At 71.7% G+C, this 18,034-nt stretch carries 17 protein-coding genes and 1 riboswitch; of the genes, 7 read left to right on the forward strand and 10 right to left on the reverse strand.

The window, feature by feature from the left end:
- Window positions 1–30 precede the first annotated feature (30 nt).
- A complete protein-coding gene (locus tag ACIQU4_RS32930; protein ID WP_387290354.1) occupies window positions 31–963 on the forward strand; it encodes a DMT family transporter in 933 nt (310 codons plus the stop codon).
- A 16-nt stretch (window positions 964–979) separates the two neighbouring features.
- On the opposite strand, the gene ACIQU4_RS32935 is transcribed toward ACIQU4_RS32930, so the two are convergent.
- The 4 genes from ACIQU4_RS32935 to ACIQU4_RS32950 form a co-directional block, all read right to left on the reverse strand.
- Complete coding sequence (locus tag ACIQU4_RS32935; RefSeq protein WP_403738541.1) at window positions 980–1,414, reverse strand: hypothetical protein; 435 nt, start codon at window positions 1,412–1,414, stop codon at window positions 980–982.
- Window positions 1,414–2,709, reverse strand: coding sequence for an amidase domain-containing protein (locus tag ACIQU4_RS32940; RefSeq protein ID WP_403738544.1), 1,296 nt, complete (start codon window positions 2,707–2,709; stop codon window positions 1,414–1,416). Before ACIQU4_RS32940 ends, ACIQU4_RS32935 begins: the two co-directional genes overlap by 1 nt.
- A gap of 3 nt (window positions 2,710–2,712) precedes the next feature.
- Window positions 2,713–3,036, reverse strand: coding sequence for a type VII secretion target (locus ACIQU4_RS32945; protein WP_403738547.1), 324 nt, complete (start codon window positions 3,034–3,036; stop codon window positions 2,713–2,715).
- Window positions 3,037–3,185: 149 nt separating this feature from the next.
- The gene (locus ACIQU4_RS32950) at window positions 3,186–4,517 is read right to left on the reverse strand and encodes an aminotransferase class I/II-fold pyridoxal phosphate-dependent enzyme (RefSeq protein WP_403738549.1); all 1,332 of its coding nucleotides are present in this window, start codon (window positions 4,515–4,517) and stop codon (window positions 3,186–3,188) included.
- Window positions 4,518–4,581: 64 nt separating this feature from the next.
- Between ACIQU4_RS32950 and ACIQU4_RS32955 the strand changes: the two genes are divergently transcribed.
- Complete coding sequence (locus ACIQU4_RS32955; RefSeq protein WP_403738631.1) at window positions 4,582–5,286, forward strand: pyridoxamine 5'-phosphate oxidase family protein; 705 nt, start codon at window positions 4,582–4,584, stop codon at window positions 5,284–5,286.
- Here the strand turns inward: ACIQU4_RS32955 and ACIQU4_RS32960 are convergent.
- Window positions 5,268–6,329 (reverse strand): DMT family transporter, encoded by a 1,062-nt coding sequence (locus ACIQU4_RS32960; protein ID WP_403738552.1) that lies wholly within the window; start codon window positions 6,327–6,329, stop codon window positions 5,268–5,270. The two genes, ACIQU4_RS32955 and ACIQU4_RS32960, sit on opposite strands and share 19 nt — an antisense overlap.
- Window positions 6,330–6,492: 163 nt before the next feature.
- Window positions 6,493–7,464: an EamA family transporter gene (locus ACIQU4_RS32965; RefSeq protein ID WP_403738555.1), complete on the reverse strand. Its 972-nt coding sequence runs from the start codon at window positions 7,462–7,464 to the stop codon at window positions 6,493–6,495.
- A 171-nt stretch (window positions 7,465–7,635) separates the two neighbouring features.
- Between ACIQU4_RS32965 and ACIQU4_RS32970 the strand changes: the two genes are divergently transcribed.
- Window positions 7,636–8,064, forward strand: coding sequence for an SRPBCC family protein (locus tag ACIQU4_RS32970; protein ID WP_403738557.1), 429 nt, complete (start codon window positions 7,636–7,638; stop codon window positions 8,062–8,064).
- Window positions 8,065–8,150: 86 nt separating this feature from the next.
- Here ACIQU4_RS32970 and ACIQU4_RS32975 read toward each other — a convergent pair whose 3' ends face one another.
- Window positions 8,151–8,759, reverse strand: a complete 609-nt coding sequence (locus tag ACIQU4_RS32975) for a PadR family transcriptional regulator (RefSeq protein ID WP_385591484.1) — start codon at window positions 8,757–8,759, stop codon at window positions 8,151–8,153.
- 110 nt (window positions 8,760–8,869) lie between these two features.
- On the opposite strand from ACIQU4_RS32975, the gene ACIQU4_RS32980 reads away from it, so the two are divergent.
- Complete coding sequence (locus tag ACIQU4_RS32980; protein WP_403738560.1) at window positions 8,870–9,451, forward strand: hypothetical protein; 582 nt, start codon at window positions 8,870–8,872, stop codon at window positions 9,449–9,451.
- A gap of 174 nt (window positions 9,452–9,625) precedes the next feature.
- Window positions 9,626–10,453: a PhzF family phenazine biosynthesis protein gene (locus tag ACIQU4_RS32985; protein WP_403738563.1), complete on the forward strand. Its 828-nt coding sequence runs from the start codon at window positions 9,626–9,628 to the stop codon at window positions 10,451–10,453.
- Between the two features lie 63 nt (window positions 10,454–10,516).
- On the opposite strand, the gene ACIQU4_RS32990 is transcribed toward ACIQU4_RS32985, so the two are convergent.
- Together ACIQU4_RS32990 and ACIQU4_RS32995 are read right to left on the reverse strand one after the other, a co-directional pair.
- Window positions 10,517–11,314, reverse strand: coding sequence for a CPBP family intramembrane glutamic endopeptidase (locus ACIQU4_RS32990; RefSeq protein WP_403738565.1), 798 nt, complete (start codon window positions 11,312–11,314; stop codon window positions 10,517–10,519).
- A 146-nt stretch (window positions 11,315–11,460) separates the two neighbouring features.
- Window positions 11,461–12,996 carry a glutamate-cysteine ligase family protein gene (locus tag ACIQU4_RS32995; protein WP_403738568.1) on the reverse strand — a complete coding sequence of 512 codons (1,536 nt, stop codon included), beginning with the start codon at window positions 12,994–12,996 and terminating at the stop codon, window positions 11,461–11,463.
- A 494-nt stretch (window positions 12,997–13,490) separates the two neighbouring features.
- Between ACIQU4_RS32995 and ACIQU4_RS33000 the strand changes: the two genes are divergently transcribed.
- The gene (locus ACIQU4_RS33000; protein WP_403738570.1) at window positions 13,491–14,111 is read left to right on the forward strand and encodes a hypothetical protein; all 621 of its coding nucleotides are present in this window, start codon (window positions 13,491–13,493) and stop codon (window positions 14,109–14,111) included.
- Window positions 14,112–14,422: 311 nt separating this feature from the next.
- Window positions 14,423–14,629, forward strand: a complete 207-nt coding sequence (locus ACIQU4_RS33005) for a DUF5999 family protein (protein ID WP_030158404.1) — start codon at window positions 14,423–14,425, stop codon at window positions 14,627–14,629.
- Between the two features lie 145 nt (window positions 14,630–14,774).
- On the opposite strand, the gene gcvP is transcribed toward ACIQU4_RS33005, so the two are convergent.
- The gene (gcvP, locus tag ACIQU4_RS33010; protein WP_403738574.1) at window positions 14,775–17,669 is read right to left on the reverse strand and encodes an aminomethyl-transferring glycine dehydrogenase; all 2,895 of its coding nucleotides are present in this window, start codon (window positions 17,667–17,669) and stop codon (window positions 14,775–14,777) included.
- Window positions 17,670–17,867: 198 nt separating this feature from the next.
- A riboswitch (glycine riboswitch) is annotated at window positions 17,868–17,966 on the reverse strand.
- Window positions 17,967–18,034: the final 68 nt, after the last annotated feature.

Raw genomic sequence — 18,034 nt, forward strand, 5'->3', positions numbered from 1 at the left:
TACGTAGTTGAGTGGAGCAGAGTTCTCCTCATGAGCGCACCCGCCACCCCTCGCCCCACCCTCTCCCCGCCGGTCACCCCCACCCGCACCGCCCGGGTGGACTGGCGGCTCCGCTTCGCGATCCTCTCGGTGGTCTGGGGCTTCAGCTTCCTGCTGATCAAGGTGGGGACGGAGGCCTACGCCCCCTTCCAGGTCGCCCTCGGCCGGGTGCTGTCCGGAGCGCTGGCCCTGCTGGCCGTGCTCCTGATCCGCCGCGAGCCGCTCCCCCGGGGCCGCCGCACCTGGGGCCACCTGTTCGTGGCGGCGCTCCTGCTCAACACCGCCCCCTTCTCGCTGTTCTCGTACGCCGAGCTGAGCATCCCGTCGAGCCTGGCCGGGATCTGCAACGCCACCTCGCCGCTGTGGGGCATGGCGCTGTCGCTGGTGGCCCTGTCCGAGGACCGCCCGACGCGCCGCCGCTTCGCCGGCCTGGGCCTCGGCTTCCTCGGTGTCCTGACGGTCCTCGGAGCCTGGCAGGGCTTCTCGGGCATCGACGCCAAGGGCACAGCGCTCGCCCTCCTCGCCTCGCTCTGCTACCCGATCGGCTGGATCTACGTCCGGCGCACGCTGGCCTCGGTCCCGGGCTCGCCGGTGGCACTGACCGGCGCGCAGCTGATGCTGTCCACGCTCCAACTGCTCGTGGTCAGCGCCGTGTTCACCTCGGCTCCCACTTCGTTCCCGCTCTGGCCGACGCTGTCGGTGGTCGCACTCGGCGCCCTGGGTACGGGAATGGCCCTGCAGATGCAGTACGGGCTGGTGACGGAGGTCGGCCCGACCACGGCCCAGATGGTCACGTACTTCATCCCGGTCATCGCCACCACGGCGGGCGTCCTGCTCCTCGGCGAACAGCTCCACTGGAACACCCCGGTGGGCGCGGCGATCGTCCTGGCGGGGGCGGCCCTCACGCAGACCCGCCGCCGCTAGCCCGCGGGGCGCGGGCCTAGCCGCAGTCGCCGAGGATCGGCCCCGAACCGTCGGGCGTGTAGGTGGCCCACAGCATGAACAGCTCCAGCAGGATCGCCAGGATGTTGAGCACGGCGCAGACGAAGGCCAAGAGCCCCGGCCAGGTGTCCCAGAGCCGTACCCCGCAGCGCCGCCGGATCCACCGGGCGAGCAGCAGGCAGACGACCATGGCCGATATGCCGAGGACCGGCCCGGACCACGCGGCGACGTGTTCCATCTTCGGGAAGGGCATGTGCCGACAGGCTGCCTGCTGCCGGTCGACCCAGTCCCTGTCGATGTCCTCGACGTGCAGGGACGTGACCACGCCGAGAGCGGCCACTACCGGAACGAGCAATGCCGTGATCAGCATGCCGGGCGTCACCGCGCGGCCCTGCGGGATGTCGGACGACGTGGCGGCGGAGGAGGTTTCCATCAGTACCAATTCGGGTGCGGTCGGACGATGTGGATGCGCTGCTCGCCGTGGTTCCTCGTGGCAACGTGTTCACGGCTCTCCAGACTCACGTTCTGGAACGAGCTGGTGTGCTGGGTCAGCTTGACGTCGCCGTCAGGGGTTACCGAGGTCACCACGGCAGCGTGATAGATCTCGCCCTGGGGCTCGTCCGGGTCGGGAGCTACCTGTTCGTAGAAGATGACGTCGCCAGGGCGCGCTTCCGACCTCGGGAGTTCCTCACCACCGTTGCGCAGAAGGAACCCGTGCAGGCCCTTGGCCTGTGACCAGGAACGGGAATGGTAGGCCCGTCGGTCGATCCAGTCCACGCCCAGGCCGCTCTCCCGGCCCCAGGCGTTGTCCCCGCGGGGCCCCGCCCAGAAGTCGAACTTCTTTTGCATCCCTCCGGCCTCAAGGGCCGACGATGTGAAATTGGCGCAGTTGTTCTTGAAGTTGAGATCGTCCTGCTTGTCCCAGTGGTCGAGTGCGTACCGCACCATCTCGACCCGGTCGATCTTGCCGTCGGGTCCGCGGAGTTCGCGCCCGACTTCGGGCGGCAGGCCTTTGAGGTCGGCGAGGGTGACGGGATCGGCCCGCATGAGGTCCTTCTGCTGCTGCGGGGTCAGGCCGTCCCACCATGCGCGCTGGAGGTGCGGGTCCTTCCCGACCGGGATGTCCGCCCTGAGCATGTCGAATTCGACGTGGGACGCCTCGACGAGGATCTCGTTGTGCGCCTGTGAGGTGTCGGCGACGTTGATGGTCTTCGCCAGCTTGTCCAGTTCGGCGGAGGCCTTCGCGTCCGCCTGGGAGGCCTCGCGCAGGGCTTCCTCTATCAGCCCGTTGACCGTGCCCATGTGGCCCAGTTCCTTGGTGTAGGCGTCGCGCACGTTCTGCGGGACGTTGGGGCCGACGGGGGCTGCGCCCGTGTACGCGCCCACGGCGCGGCCGTCCTGGATGCCCAGCCCGTGCTCGTTCGCCAGCTCGGCCGCATGGAAGAGGGTGCGCTGGGCGAAGCCCATGGAATGGGCCAGGGCGTCGAGGACCATGGCGACACCCTTCATGATGTCGCCGCCGGACTCCAGGCGGTCGGCGAGGTCCTCCAGGCGCTTGCCTGCCTGCTTGCCGGTGGCGTCCGCCCAGTGGTCGTCGAGCGGCTTCTTGCCCTGCGCGCGGATGTCCTCGCAGGCGGAAGAGGAACGCCGGGCGAGGTCGACCCAGTCGTCCGCGGCCTTCTGCCACTGGTCCACGCGGCAGTCGTACAGGTCGTGATAGGCGACCACGGGTCAGTTCCTCCCGAAGTCGGCGAGGCCGTGCCGGAGCCTGCCGAAGGCGTCCCTCGCCTGGGCGTCGGTGGTGTCGTAGGCGTTGGCCGTGGTGTGGAGGTTGTCGGCCATGGTGTTCATCTGCTTCCCCAGGTCGACCATGTGGTCCTCCCACGCGGTCGCACACCGCTTCAACGCCCCAGCGGAGGCCCAGCCGTGGTGCCCACCGGCTGCCGTGTCGCTCGAATCGAGGGACTTGCGGAGGTTCTCCAACGCCTTCTCGGCGGCCGAGTCGGCACCACCCGCGCTTTGCCGCACGTAGTACGTCTTGACGTCTATGTCCACGCATTCCCCCATGAGTTGTTCCCGAACAGCCTAACTTCGCTCATGCGTGCGTTTTCGTCGGCAACGCGGCGAGTCCTCAGGTTCTTCGGGCAGGAGGGGGCGCCGGCCGGAGCTGCCGTGGCCGGGCGGGCGGGCGGCCGGGTGCGCCGTCAGTCGAAGCGGCCGCCCGTCGTACGGCGGACCGACGCCGCCACCGCCGCCGCCAGCCCCGGCACCTCGCCCGGCCGCACGGCCGACACCGTGATCCGTACGCCCGGCCCCGACTCCACCCGGAACCGGCTGCCCGGGGCCACCGCCCAGCCCGCGGCCAGCAGCCGCGTCACCGCCCCGGTCTCATCGGCGACCGGCACCCACACGTTCATCCCGCTGCGCCCGTGCGCCGGTACGCCCCGCTCCCGCAGCGCCGCGACCAGCGCGTCCCGCCGCTGCGCGTAGGAGCGCGCGACCGCCGCCCGGTCCACCGCGTCCGAGGTCCACAGTTCGACCACCGCGTACTGGAGCAGCCGGCTCACCCACCCCGGGCCCAGCCGCTGACGCCCCCGTACCCGGTCCAGGGTCACGGCGTCGCCGGTCAGCACCGCCAGCCGCAGGTCCGGCCCGTACGCCTTCGCCGTCGACCGGACCAGCGCCCAGTGCCGGGTCACTCCACCGAGCGAGTGCAGCGGCAGGTCCACGATGGCGTGCCCGTGGTCGTCGTCGACCACCAGCACCTCCGGATACCGGGCCAGCACGCCGCGCAGCTCCGCCGCCCGCTCTGCGCTGACCGCCGCCCCGGTCGGGTTCTGCGCCCGGGCCGTCACCAGCAGCGCCCGCGCGCCCTCCGCGAGCACCCGCTCCACCGCGGAGACGACCGGCCCGTCGTCGTCCACCGCCACCGGTACGACCCGCAGCCCCAGCGCCGCCGCCAGGTCCAGCACGCTCCCCCAGCCCGGATCCTCGATCGCCACCGCGTCCCCCGGCCGCAGATGCGCGGCCAGCACCCGCTCGATCCCGTCCAGTGCGCCCGAGGTCACCCCCACCGGCCCGGCGGGAACACCGTCGGCGTCGAAGTCGGCCCGGGCCAGCCGCTCCAGCTCCGGCACCACCGGGTCGTCCCCGTACAGCGTCGGCGCCTGCGCGTACCGCCGAGCGGCCCCGGCCAGGGCGTCCTCCAGCGAGGGCAGCAGCCGTACGTCCGGATTCCCGGACGCGACGTCCCGCACCCCCGGCGGCACCGCCACCCGCAGCTCGTCGCGCGGCGCGCTCGCCGGCCGGCCCCTGACCCGGCTGCCGCGCCGCCCGTCGGTCTCGATGACCCCGCGCTCGCGCAGCGTCCGGTACGCGGCGGCCACGGTGTTCGCGTTCACCCCGAGCAGACCCGCGAGCTCCCGCATCGGAGGCAGCAGCGCTCCGGGCGCCAGCGCGCCCGATCCGACGCCCGCCTCGACACTCGCCGCGATATCCGATGCGCGGCGGCCTGTGATCCGATACTCTTCTAGCACAAAGCCAAGTATGCACTAGTACAACGGAGCGCGCACCATGACCGCCACCACCGACACGCAAGAGATGCCCGAGACGAACGGGACGGCCGGGGCGACCGGGGCTACCGGGGCGACCGGCGGCGGCTACGAGCCCACCGACCGCACCGTCCCGAGCCGCTCCCGCGAGCGGGCGCGCTACGACCGCGAGACCGTCCACTCGATACTCGACCAGGCCTACGTCTGCCACCTCGGCTTCGTCCGCGACGGCGCCCCGGTGGTGCTGCCGACCCTGTACGGCCGGGTCGGCGAGGCCCTCTACGTCCACGGCTCGACCGGCTCGCGCCCGCTGCTCGCCGCCGGCCAGTCCGACCCGGGACTGCCCGTCTGCCTGACCGTGACGCACGTGGACGGCCTGGTGCTGGCGCGGTCCGCCTTCCACCACTCGATCAACTACCGCTCGGTGATCGTGCACGGCACCGCCTACCAGGTGACCGACGAGGCCGAGCGCCGGATGGCTCTCGACGCCCTCGTCGACCACGTGGTTCCCGGCCGCTCGACCGACTCCCGGCCCGCCAACGCCAAGGAGCTCGCCGCCACCGCGGTGATCCGCCTGGACCTGGGCGAGGTCTCGGCGAAGATCCGTACCGGCGGCCCCAACGACGAGCCCGAGGACCTGGGCCTGCCCTACTGGTCGGGCGTGGTACCGGTCGCGCCGGTGCACGGCACCCCGATCCCGGCCGACGACCTGGCCCCCGGTATCGCCACCCCGGACTACCTCGCCGCGCTCTGAGCCCCGCGAGGCTCACCCGGCTCACCAGACTCACCCAGCTCACCCGACTCACGCGGCCCACGAGGCGCACGGGCGGGCCGGACCCCCGGCCCGCCCTCAGGCCCGTCCGCAGGATCGCCCGCAGGCCTGCCCGCCTCCGCCGCGATCAGCGCACCCACCGCCGTCAGCAGCAGTACGGTGCCCAGCACCACGGCCCCGGTCAGCCGCTCCCCGAGCACCAGCACGGCGATCACCGCCGCGCTGACCGGCTCGATCAGCATGATCACGGACACGGTCGCGGCCCGCACCGCGGCGGCCCCGGTGAAGTACAGCGCGTACGCCAGCGCCGTCGGCACCGTGGCCACGTACACCAGCAGCCACAGCACCCGCCCGAGCTCGGCGGTGTGCGGCACCAGCCCCTCCGCCGCGGCGAGCGGCAGCAGGCACACCGTGCCCACCGCGACCGACCAGGCGGTGGTGACCAGCGGGTCCCCGCCCGCCCCGCGCCGCCCCAGCCAGCGGGCCCGCAGCGTCATGCCGGCGTACCCGGCGGCCGACAGCAGGGCCCAGCCGACGCCGACCGGCCGCACCTCGCCGCCCCCACCACCCAGGACGAGCACGGCGAGCCCGGCCAGCGCCCCGACAACGGCGGCCGCGCCGCCCCGGCCGAGCCGCTCGCCCATCCAGTACCGCGCCCCGACCGCGATCAGCACCGGTCCGGCGCCGAGGGTGACGACCGTGCCGACCGCCAGGCCCGTCTCGCGCACGGCGCCGAAGTACGCGGACTGGAAGAGCGTGAACATCAGGCCGGTCCCGATGAGCGAGGCCACCGACGGCCGCGCCGCTGCCCGGGCCGCAGCCGCCGCGCCCCGGGGGCGGCGTACGGCCAGCACCCCCAACAGCACAACCAGCCCGCCGGCGCACCGCCAGAACGACAGGGCGAGCGGGCCGAGGTCACTGGCCAGGAAGAGGAGGGAGGCGGCCGCCCCGGCGGTGCCCCAGGCGGCTCCGGCGACGACCAGGTACAGCAGACTGCGCCCTGAAGCGGGCGAAAGATTCGACACGAGTGTGCTCCGCGCATGCGTGAAGGATGAAAGGGAAGGTCATCGCTTCGCGGGCAGCGCGGATCGGCCCGGGAACTCCCCGGGGCGGATCCTCGTCGGAAGGGCAGCTGCCCGCGGCTACGCGGCGGGAGGCGGAAGCACGGTCGAATGCATGATCGCCACCTTAGGCTCTCGTCGTCTCGCGGTCCAGAACGGCCGGGTCCGGATCGGCCGCACCCGGCGGCGTGGACCGCGCGGACTGCGCGATGAAGGCCCCGCCCAGCACCAGCGCACCGCCGACGATCTGCGGGGTCGACAGGTGCTCGCCCAGCAGGATCCACGCGAACACGGTGGCCACGACCGCCTCCAGGCAGGCGACGACCCCGGCCACCTGCGGCGAGAGCTTGCGCACCGAGACCACGCCGGTCAGGTACGCGAAGACCGTCGCGATCAGCACCACCCAACCGAGCAGGACCCACGCGGGCACCCTCAGGTCCCCCATCGCCGCGTACCCGCTCAGCACCTGCCAGTCCATCTGCCACGGCCGCGCTATCACCGTCATCACCAGCGCGCCGACGAGCATGCCGTACGCGATCACGCCGATCGGGTCGGGCACGTCGTCCTCGGCGCCGCCGTCGGCGCCGTGGTCGGCGAACACGAAGTAGAAGGCCTGGCAGCAGGCGGCGGCGAGGCCGAGCAGTACGCCGAGCGGATCCAGGCTCAGCCCGGACCAGATCTCCACCACGCAGGCCAGCCCCACGACGGCGACGGCGGCGCCGGCCGCGGCGGCCCGCGTCACCGGCTTGCGCTGCACGAAGCGGATCCAGCCGAGCAGCAGCGCCGGGCCGAGGTACTCCAGCAGCAGGGCCACGCCGACCGGGATCCGCGACAGGGAGGCGAAGTAGAAGGCCTGCACGCCCGCGACGGCGACGATCCCGAACCCGGCGAGCAGCAGGGGTTTGCGCAGCAGGAGATCGCGGTGCCGCCAGGCCAGCGGGGACAGCACCAGCGCCGCCCCGGTCACCCTGAGCCAGACCATGTGCAGCGGGTCCAGACCCGCCTCGATCAGCGGCTTCGCCGCCACACCGGAACCACCGAACGCAACCGCCGAGACGAGCGCGAGGCCCAGTCCGGCGTTTCTCCCTGACGCTTGCATCGGGCCATCATGGCAGGGCCGGTCAGCACCGTCACAGGCATGACACCTGTTGAGACGGTTCCGAGACCGGGCGTGACCGGGCCGATCGTTTCTGACAGGTCGTCAGTATTGAATGTTCCGCCCGCCGGGGCTACGTTCCGCCGCACGTACCCGACGAGAAGGGGTGGCCGCATGGCCGAAGTGACCGCGGAATCACGCATCGAGGCGTCCGCCGCGAAGGTCTGGGCCCAGCTGACGGACTGGGCGGCGTACGGCGAGTGGAGCATGACCCACACCAATTTCCCCAAGGGCGGCCCCGAGACCCTCGCGGTCGGGGCGACCTTCGTGGAGAACATGAAGATGATGGGCTTCCCGGCCGAGGTCGCCTGGACCGTCTCGGAGCTGGAGGACGAACGCGTCTTCGCCATCACGGGCAAGGGCCCGATGGGCGTGGCCATCCTCACCCGGTACACCCTCGTCCCCGACGGCGAGGCCACCACGGTCCGCATCGACGGGGAGTTCAACGGGGCCGCCGTCTCCCTCATGGCGGGCAAGCTCAAGGACTCGGCCACCGCCGCGCTGAACGAGTCGCTCCGCAAGCTCGCCGGCCTGGTCGCCTGACCCCTCCCCCCGGCGGGTACCCGGATACGGCGGCGCGCCCCGCGAGAGGACTCGCGGGGCGCGCCGTTTTCATTTCGCCGGCCGGCTCAGTGCTCGTCGGCCAGGATCAGGTAGAGCTTCTTGCGGGCGTCGTTGATGACCGCGAGGGCCTTCTCGCGCTGCTCGGCCGAGCCGGTCTTGAAGACCTGCCCGAAGGCCTCGAACAGGCCGATGCCGGCCGTCCGGACCTCGTGCATCGCCTCGAAGTCGACTCCGCGTCCGGCGTCGGCCCAGGGGGCCTCGGAGCCGGACTCGGCCTCGGTGCGGCCGGCGTCGGTGAGCGTGAACAGCTTCTTGCCGCCCTCGCTCTCGCTGGAGATGAGCCCCTCGTCCTCGAGCAGCTGGAGGGTCGGGTAGACCGATCCCGGGCTGGGCTTCCAGGCCCCGCCGCTGCGCTCACCGATCTCCTGGATCATCTCGTAGCCGTGCATCGGCCGGTCCTTCAGCAGCGCCAGGATCGAGGCGCGCACGTCTCCGCGCCGGGCCCGGCCGCGCGGTCCGCCGCGTCCGCCGCGCCCGCCCCAGGGGCCGCCGCCGAAGGGCGGTCCGAACGGGCCGAAGGCGGCGCGCCGCCCCTTGAACTCCTCCCGACGATCGGGCCCGCAGTGGCCGTGGCCCCGTCCGTGCTCGTGTTCGTGCTGTCCGTGTGAACGCATGACTGCGCTCCTTTCGTCTTTCGGTTTCATGTCATCGCTCTTGCGATGCCTCTACTATCGCTGACCCATCGCGATGCGTCAACGATATATCGGAAACTCGTACCGAACACGTGCGTGACCAGGCTGTCCGTCTCACCGACCGGCCCCGGCGCTGCCGCCCGGGAGGGCTTCGGAGAGACGCCAATCGAGCGGATGGACGTGGACCCGATCGAAGTCGCCGAGCGTGCCGGCGACAGCGCGGCGGGCTCGGCGCCAACGCCCTGCCGCAGATCACGGGCACGGTCACGCTGCTGAGTCGTAACACCACCACCCGACGGGACCCCGACGCCTCCGAGGCCTTTCGCATCGCGGAGATCGACGGCCCGAATGGGCGTCTGACCGTCGACGGTGTCACCGCGACCGGCGGCGGCTGTCTCGAATACGCCGGCACCTATCTGCCCACCGACGGGGCGACGCTCGTCCTCCGGCACAGCGCCGTGACCAACAGCACGGCGAACTACGGGGGCGCCATCTTCGTCGATCAAGGCAGCACCCTCGAAGTGCACGACAGCGGCCTGCGGAACAGCGCGGCGCTTCAGGGAGGCGCCGTCTACAACGGGCCGCGCAGCACCACCCTGCTCAAACGCACCCGTGTCGACAACACGCCCAACAAGTGCCGCCCTGTCGGGTCGGTCCCCGCCTGCACGTCCTGACCGCGGAGCGGGGCGCATCAACGGTGCGGCCCTCGGTGACGGCAGCAGCGGTGACCAGCAGCGGGGCCGGTCGAACTTCCGTGAGATCGGTCAAGGTTCGGTGAGACAGGGCACAGGCCAGTCATCCGCGATTGGCCTTTGTCGACGATCGAGAAACGGCCCTACCGTCGGTGCATGCGCCTCCGAATCGTCGACGCCTTCACCGACCGCCCCTTCCGCGGCAACCCCGCCGGAGTCGTCCTCCTCGACGGCGAGTTCCCCCCGGACGCCTGGCTCCAGCAGGTCACCTCCGAGGTCAACCTCTCCGAGACCGCCTTCGCCCGCCCGCTGCCGCCCGGCGGGGACGCCGACTGGGCCCTGCGCTGGTTCACCCCCACCGCCGAGGTCGACATGTGCGGCCACGCCACGCTCGCCACGGCGCACGTGATCGCGACGAGCGGCCTGGCCACGGGGCTGATCCGGTTCTCCGCGCGGTGCGGCATCCTCACAGCCGAGACCGCCGGGACCGCCGAGGGCGGCACGATCACCATGGACTTCCCGACGTCCTCGCTGACACCGGTGGAAGCGCACCCCGCCGTACGGAGCGCCCTCGGCGCAGAGATCAGGTCCGTCCACGACACGTCGGAGCACATCGGCGACCTGCTCGTCGAGCTGGCGGACGAGCGGGCCGTACGGGAGCTCACCCCCGACCTCGCAGCCCTGCGCGGCCACGCCCGCCGCGGGATCATCGTCACCGCGGCCGCCGAGGACCCCTCCCGCGGGTACGACTTCGTCTCCCGCGGCTTCTTCCCGGCCTTCGGGATCGACGAGGACCCGGTCACCGGCAGCGCCCACACCGCGCTCGCCCCGTTCTGGGCCGCCCGGCTGGGCCGTACCTCACTCGTCGGCCTCCAGGGCGGGGCGCGCACCGGACGCGTCGCGGTCCGGCTGGCCGGCGACCGTACGCTCCTGACCGGCAACGCGGTCACCGTCATCGACGGCGAACTGCTCGCCCGCCCCTGACGGACGGAAGGGGGCGCCGGCGCCGTGGTCGCCCACGCCTACGCCCACGCCTACGCCTACCGCCTACGGCGTCGGCAGCCAGCCCACCTTGCCCGCGAGCAGTGCGTACCCGCCGAAGGCCACGATGTCGAGCAGCGCGTGCGCGACGACGAGCGGCCCCACCCGGCCCCAGCGGCGGTAGGCCAGCACGAAGACGACGCCCATCACCATGTTGCCGAGGAAGCCGCCGACGCCCTGGTAGAGGTGGTACGAGCCGCGCAGCACCGCGCTGGCCAGCAGCGCGGCCATCGGCGACCAGCCCAGCTGGTCGAGCCGGCGCAGCAGATAGGCCAGCACGATGACCTCTTCCACCACCGCGTTCTGCAGGGCGGAGAGGATCAGCACGGGGAACTTCCACCACACGTCGGGCAGCGCCTCCGGCACCACCGTGAGGTTGAACCCGCTCGCCCGCGCCGCCAGGTAGAAGGCCAGCCCCGCGCTCCCGATCCCGGCCGCGACCAGGGCTCCGCGCCCCAGGTCCCAGCCGGGCCGGGTGCGGTCGAAGCCCAGCACCCGCAGCCCCGGCGCGCCCTCCCGGGTCAGCAGGTGGGCGACCAGCAGTACCGGCACCAGCGCGGTGCCGATGCCGAACAGCTGCCAGGCCAGGTCCAGCCACGGCCGGCCGGGGGCGTACGAGCCGTTGAGCGTGGCGGCCTGGTCCTTGAGGCCGCCCGGCTTGGTCAGCGAGCCGATGAAGCTGATCAGCGAGGAGCAAGCGCTCGCCCCCAGCGACAGCGCCAGCACGAGCAGCGTCTCGGTGCGCAGGACCCCCCGCCCGTCCTCGTGCAACGCCTTGACCACCGGTTCCGGCTCCGCCCGCACGTCCGACTCCCGTCCCGCCGTTCCGCTTCGTCCACCCCATACTGCCTCTTCGGCCGGGGAAGGGGATCACCGGACCCGGAACGCGGGCGGCGGCGGGGCCGGGGCCGGCTCGGCGAGCCGGGGTCCCTCACCGGTTCAGCACCGGTTCAGCGCCGGGCCGGCACCGCGGCGCTCACCTCCTCGTCCGCCAGCCCGACCGGCCACGTGTGCACGGGGTCGCCCTTGTGCATCAGCTCGCTGTAGCGCCGGGTGATGGCGGCCAGCGCCTCGTCCCGTCCCATCCCGGACGCGAGCGCCCGGTGGTAGGTGTCCACCTGCCAGGTCGCCCCGTTGACCCGCCGCTGGCAGCGCTCCTCGATGATGCCGAGGTAGTGGTCGCGGTCGGCGGGCTCGATGCCCCACGCGTCCAGCCCGGCCGCCGCCATCGGCAGCAGCTCGTCCAGGACCAGGCGTACGGCGGACACTCCGGCCAGGCCTCCGCCCCGGCCCCGGCGCGGCCAGCGCAGCCGCGCGTCGATGCCGTACCGGCAGGCCGCGTCGAAGTTGGCCTCCGCCTCGGCGAACGGCAGCCGCGTCCACACCGGCCGCTGCTCGTCGGCGAGAGTCCGCACGAGCCCGTAGTAGAAGGCGGCGTTCGCCACCACGTCGGCGACCGTCGGCCCGGCCGGCAGCACCCGGTTCTCCACCCGCAGATGCGGCATCCCGTCGGCGACCCCGTACACGGGCCGGTTCCACCGGTAGACCGTGCCGTTGTGCAGGACCAGCTCCTGCAGGCTCGGCACGCCGCCCTCGGCGAGCACGCGCAGCGGCTCCTCCTCGTCGCAGATGGGCAGCAGGGCCGGGAAGTACCGGACGTTCTCGGCGAAGAGCTCGTACGCCGACTCCACCCAGCGCTCCCCGAACCAGGTCCGCGGCCGCACCCCCTGGGCCTGCAGCTCGGGCGGCCGGGTGTCGGTGGCCTGCGTGAAGAGCGGCGGCCGCGACTCCCGCCACAGCTCGCGCCCGAACAGGAACGGCGAGTTGGCGCCGACGGCTATCTGTACGGCGGCCACCGCCTGCGCCGCGTTCCACACGTCGGCGAACCGGCCCGGCGTCACCTGCAGGTGCAGTTGTACGGAGGTGCAGGCGGCCTCCGGGACGATCGACCCGGTGCTCCAGGTGAGCCGCTCGACCCCGTCGATGTCGAGCAGGAAGTCCTCGCCGCGCATCATCAGGATCTGCTCGTTCAGCAGCGAGTAGCGGTCCACGGCGGAGAGGTTGGCGGTGACCAGGTCGGAGCGGGTGATCGTCGGCAGGATGCCGATCATCACCACCCCGGCGTCGATCTCCGCGGCCTGCCGGTGGGCGTAGCCGAGCCCCGCACTCAGTTCCTCGGCGAGCTGGTCGAAAACCCGGCCGCCGAGCCGGTGCGGAAGTACGTTCACCTCCAGGTTGAACATTCCGAGCTCGGTCTGGAAATCCTGGCTCGCTATCCGCTCCAGAACCTGGGCATTCACCATTCTCGGCAACCCGTCGGAACCCGCCAGATTCAGCTCGATCTCCAGCCCCATCATGTTCTTGGGCCGATCGAACCTCTTCTCCGCCAGAAGCCGCTCCAGCCCCTCCAGGCACTCGTGGAGCTTCCTCCGATACTTCTGCCGATCGGACAGGTCGAATCCGCCCGCCACGACCTTCTCCCCCATCGGAGCGTCCCTCCTCGATTGCGCCCGGCCCATGCCACCCAGGCGCGTGTGTACGGTCGATGATGCCCCGGAGGCGAGATCAATAACGCGGAGGGGGCGTGCGTGGCGGGGAGCGCGCGCCGGTTTGGCCGAAGGGCGCTATGGCACATTCACTTGGCAAGACGTCGTATGCAAATTCCGCATGGATTTTGCCGGTTCCGGATAATGGACGCTTTCCAGCCGAGCCCCCGTCCGGTAACCTCCGAGGTCAGCGCGGATTGTTCGCGTGCAACCGGCATGAAAGCCATGTCAGCGGGACCGGTAAGCGCCTTGTCGGCAATAGGCGGGACAGCTAGCCGAAACACTGCGTGAACACATGTCGTATAAACTCCGCAAACGAGGCAGAGAGTTGGCGCGCGGCCATTGCCCCTCAGCCCCCCTCTGGCCCCAGAATGCGACAGCGCCGTCCGCACCTGCCCCGTTCCACAGGTCTCCCAAGTGAGAGGCGACCCACCATGCCGCTGCATGTCCCTCCGGCTCCCGCGCCCGCCCTGCGCAGCGTCCTCGCGGCACTCGGTTCCCCCACCGCCGTCCACGAGGCGCACACTCCGGCCCTGCGCGCGCTGCAGGGCCCGATGACCGCCGAACTGCCGCTGCCGGTCCACGTCCTGGACCGGCTGAACATCTCCCAGCTGGCAGCGGGGGGCCGCCCGCCCCGCACCCGGCTGACCGCCTGGCGGTTCCTGATCCGCAGCGGCGACCGCTACGTCGCGGCCGCGGACACCCGGCTGACACCGGACGGCTGGGTCTTCTCCCATTTCTTCGAGGGCCCCTACGTCGCGGCCACCGAACGTGCCCTGCGCCAGGCGGAATCACTCGGCAAGAGCTACCAACCGCGGCTGCTCTCCGTACCGGAGCTGTACATGCTGACGCTGTGGCTGCACGGGGCGGTCGGCGCCGACGCCTCCGCCGGGCTGCCCGCCGCCGCGGATCTGCTGGTGCCGCTGGCTCCGGCCCCGCCCGGCATCGCCCCGTACCGGCCGCACCCGGTGTCCGAACTGCTGCCCGTGCTGACGCACCGGCTCACTCCGCCGAGCCCGCCGGTCCCGCCGTCGCTGGCCGCGCCGGCCGCCTGAGGGGGTTCCGGGCCGCGGCGCGGCGGGTCTGAGCAGGTGCGTTCCCTGCCGGTGGTCCGTACGGCCCATTCGGCCTAGCCCAGTCGGGCCACCCCCGAACCATCCGAAATGACAGGGGAGTTGACCTGAACCGCCCGCACGAGTGATGCGTCATCAATCTATGAGGACAGCTGCCGGGAAATCCCTGCGGACGCAACTCCGGAGGGCAACACTGGGACCCTGACCAAACCAAGACGTTGATACGGGGGGCGGCCATGAACAAAGCTTCGAGCCGCAGCACACAGACCACATCGCAGCGAAAGAACGCATCCATGTGCCAGCACCAGCCAGCGTGCCCGTCAGCCGACTCCGCCGACCGGGAGGCCGCCAAGCCGTTGGCCAACCACCCGGAACAGGGCTGGAGCCTGCTGTGCAACGGCGTCCTGCTCTTCGAGGACACCGGTGAGCTGCTGCCGGACGGCCAGATCATCGCCCCGCACCGCCCGCTCGCGGCGGCGCACGTGATGAAAGCGGCCTGACCGGCGACAGCACGGAACGGGAAGCGCGCGGAAGAGTACGACGAAGGGGCCGGCCCGGGAATCATTCTCCCGGACCGGCCCCTTCGTCATGCCGTCATGTCATACGAACATGTCAGGTCACTCCACGGGCGCGGTGCCCCGCGGATCAGTTGTCGTACTCGTCCAGCGGCGGGCAGGAGCAGACCAGGTTGCGGTCGCCGAAGGCACCGTCGATGCGGCGCACCGGCGGCCAGTACTTCTCCGCAGCCGTGACCCCACCGGGGAAGACGGCCTCGTCGCGGCTGTACGGGTGGTTCCACTCGCCGCCGAGCGCCGCCGCCGTGTGGGGGGAGTTGGCCAGCGGGTTGTCGTCCACCGGCCACTCGCCGCCCGCGACCCGGTCGATCTCGCCGCGGATGGCGATCATCGCGTCGCAGAAGCGGTCGATCTCGGCGAGGTCCTCGGACTCCGTCGGCTCGATCATCAGCGTGCCGGCCACCGGGAAGGACATGGTCGGCGCGTGGAAGCCGTAGTCGATCAGGCGCTTGGCGATGTCGTCGACGCTGACGCCCGTCGCCTTCGACAGCGGGCGCAGGTCGATGATGCACTCGTGCGCGACCAGGTTGCCCGGGCCGGTGTAGAGCACCGGGTAGTGCGGCTCCAGGCGCTTGGCGATGTAGTTCGCGCCGAGCACCGCCACCTGGGTGGCGCGCTTGAGGCCCTCGCCGCCCATGAGGCGCACGTACGACCAGGAGATCGGCAGGATGCCGGCCGAGCCCCACGGCGCCGCCGAGATCGGGCCGACGCCCGTCTCCGGGCCCGCGGTCGGCTGGAGCGGGTGGTTCGGCAGGTACGGGGCCAGGTGCGCCCGGACACCGACCGGGCCGACGCCCGGGCCGCCGCCGCCGTGCGGGATGCAGAAGGTCTTGTGCAGGTTCAGGTGCGAGACGTCGCCGCCGAAGTGACCGGGCTTGGCCAGGCCCACCAGGGCGTTGAGGTTGGCGCCGTCCACGTAGACCTGGCCGCCGGCCTCGTGCACCTGGGCACAGATGTCGGCGACGTGCTCCTCGAACACACCGTGCGTCGAGGGGTACGTGATCATCAGCACGGAGAGCTCGTCGCGGTACTGCTCGATCTTGGCGCGCAGGTCGGCCGCGTCCACCTCGCCGTCGTCGGCGGTCTTGACGACGACGACCTTCATGCCGGCCATCACGGCGCTGGCGGCGTTGGTGCCGTGCGCGGAGGACGGGATGAGGCAGACGGTGCGCTGCTCGTCGCCGTTCGCCCGGTGGTAGGCGCGGACGGCCAGCAGGCCGGCGAGCTCACCCTGGGAGCCGGCGTTCGGCTGGATGGAGACCTTGTCGTAGCCGGTGACCTCGCAGAGACGTTCCTCCAGCTCGGTGATGAGCGTGAGGTACCCCTCGGCCTGCTCGACCGGGGCGAACGGGTGCAGCTGGCCGAATTCGGGCCAGGTGACCGGCTCCATCTCGGTGGTCGCGTTGAGCTTCATGGTGCAGGAGCCCAGCGGGATCATGCCGCGGTCCAGCGCGTAGTCCTTGTCCGCCAGCTTGCGCAGGTAGCGCAGCATCGCGGTCTCGCTGCGGTGCTGGTGGAAGACCGGGTGCGCCAGGTAGTCGTCCGAGCGCAGCAGGGCCTCGGGCAGTGCGTCGGCCGTGGTCTCGTCCAGCGCCTCGATATTCGCGGCGGAGCCGCTGACGCCGAAGGCGGCCCAGACCGCCTCGATGCCGGCGCGCAGCGTCGTCTCGTCGCAGGAGACGGAGACGTGGTCGGCGTCGACCTGGAACAGGTTGACCCCGCCCTCGCGGGCGGCGGCGACGACCTCGGCGGCCTTGCCGGGCACCCGGGCGGTGAGGGTGTCGAAGTACGAGCCGTGCACCAGCTCGACGCCTCCGGCCTTGAGACCGGCCGCGAGCAGGGCCGCGTAGCGGTGCGTCCGGCGGGCGATCGTCCGCAGGCCGTCCGGGCCGTGGTAGACGGCGTACATGCCGGCCATGACGGCGAGCAGCACCTGCGCGGTGCAGATGTTGCTGGTGGCCTTCTCGCGGCGGATGTGCTGCTCGCGGGTCTGCAGGGCCAGGCGGTAAGCCTTGTTGCCGTCCGCGTCCACGGAGACGCCGACGAGGCGGCCCGGCAGCGAACGGGCGTGCTTGTCCTGGACGGCCATGTAGCCGGCGTGCGGGCCGCCGAAGCCCATCGGGACGCCGAAGCGCTGGGTGGTGCCGACGGCGATGTCCGCGCCGAGCGCGCCCGGGGAGGTCAGCAGGGTCAGCGCGAGCAGGTCGGCGGAGACGGCGACGATCGCGCCGAGGCCGTGCGCCTGGTCGATGACCGGCTTGATGTCCCGTACGGCACCGGAGGCGCCCGGGTACTGGACGAGCACACCGTAGACGCCGCGCTCGGCGATCTCGGCCGGGATGCCCGCGGACAGGTCGGCGACGACGATCTCGACGCCGATCGGCTCGGCGCGGGTCTCGATCACGGCGATCGTCTGCGGCAGCGCGTCGGCGTCGATGAGGAAGATGTTGCCCTTGGACTTGCCGACGCGGCGGGCCAGCGTCATGGCCTCGGCGGCCGCGGTGCCCTCGTCGAGCAGGGAGGCACCGGAGGTCGGCAGGCCGGTGAGGTCGGCGACGACGGTCTGGAAGTTGAGGAGCGCCTCGAGGCGGCCCTGCGAGATCTCGGGCTGGTAGGGCGTGTACGCCGTGTACCAGGCCGGGTTCTCCATCACGTTGCGCAGGATCACCGGCGGGGTGAAGGTCCCGTAGTAGCCGAGACCGATCATCGGGGTGAGGACCTGGTTGCGGTCGGCGAGCGAGCGGAGCTCGGCCAGCACCTCGGCCTCGGTCCGCGCCTCGGGCAGGTTCAGCGCCTCGGCGCTCCTGATCACATCCGGTACCGCGGCGGCGGTCAGTTCGTCCAGCGAGCCGTAGCCCACGTGGGCGAGCATCTTCGCCTGCGCCTCGGCATCCGGGCCGATGTGGCGCTGCTCGAAGGGGATGCCTCGCTCCAGCTGGGAGAGCGGAATGCGGTTGGCGGTCATGTACGGAGGCCTCCTGGGTCGTACGACCTGCGAGGGGCACCACGGCGCGGGCACCCGGACGGCCTCCCCCTCTGTCATCTCAACCTGAGAGCTTCACCGGAGTCGCGGGGGTGGCCCGCGGATTCCGGCTTTCACCGTCGGTGAGGAGGGGAACCGGCACTGTGCGCCCGGTACCCGCCCCTGCTTTCCAGAGTGGCCTCGTCACGTGCGGTACGTATGCCTGAGAGATTCCGGGGAGGATTTGCTCCTTCGGCGCCTCCGTCGTACTCACTCGGAGGACTCTCCCGCACAGGGTCAACAGCCGTCACCCAGCCTACCAGCGAGGTTCTGGGCCCTGACTCGAGTGGCCCGCACTCCGGAAATGC

This window comes from Streptomyces sp. NPDC090741, assembly GCF_044769045.1.
In the GTDB taxonomy this organism is placed as follows: domain Bacteria; phylum Actinomycetota; class Actinomycetes; order Streptomycetales; family Streptomycetaceae; genus Streptomyces.

Coding starts and splice junctions, on each gene's coding strand:
- ACIQU4_RS32930 (WP_387290354.1), top strand. CDS start 31: ATGAGCGCACCCGCCACCCCTCGCCCCACCCTCTCCCCGCCGGTCACC.
- ACIQU4_RS32935 (WP_403738541.1), bottom strand. CDS start 1,414: ATGGAAACCTCCTCCGCCGCCACGTCGTCCGACATCCCGCAGGGCCGC.
- ACIQU4_RS32955 (WP_403738631.1), top strand. CDS start 4,582: ATGCCCGAGACGAACGGGACGGCCGGGGCGACCGGGGCTACCGGGGCG.
- ACIQU4_RS32965 (WP_403738555.1), bottom strand. CDS start 7,464: ATGCAAGCGTCAGGGAGAAACGCCGGACTGGGCCTCGCGCTCGTCTCG.
- ACIQU4_RS32970 (WP_403738557.1), top strand. CDS start 7,636: ATGGCCGAAGTGACCGCGGAATCACGCATCGAGGCGTCCGCCGCGAAG.
- ACIQU4_RS32975 (WP_385591484.1), bottom strand. CDS start 8,759: ATGCGTTCACACGGACAGCACGAACACGAGCACGGACGGGGCCACGGC.
- ACIQU4_RS32985 (WP_403738563.1), top strand. CDS start 9,626: ATGCGCCTCCGAATCGTCGACGCCTTCACCGACCGCCCCTTCCGCGGC.
- ACIQU4_RS32995 (WP_403738568.1), bottom strand. CDS start 12,996: ATGGGGGAGAAGGTCGTGGCGGGCGGATTCGACCTGTCCGATCGGCAG.
- ACIQU4_RS33000 (WP_403738570.1), top strand. CDS start 13,491: ATGCCGCTGCATGTCCCTCCGGCTCCCGCGCCCGCCCTGCGCAGCGTC.
- ACIQU4_RS33005 (WP_030158404.1), top strand. CDS start 14,423: ATGTGCCAGCACCAGCCAGCGTGCCCGTCAGCCGACTCCGCCGACCGG.
- gcvP (WP_403738574.1), bottom strand. CDS start 17,669: ATGACCGCCAACCGCATTCCGCTCTCCCAGCTGGAGCGAGGCATCCCC.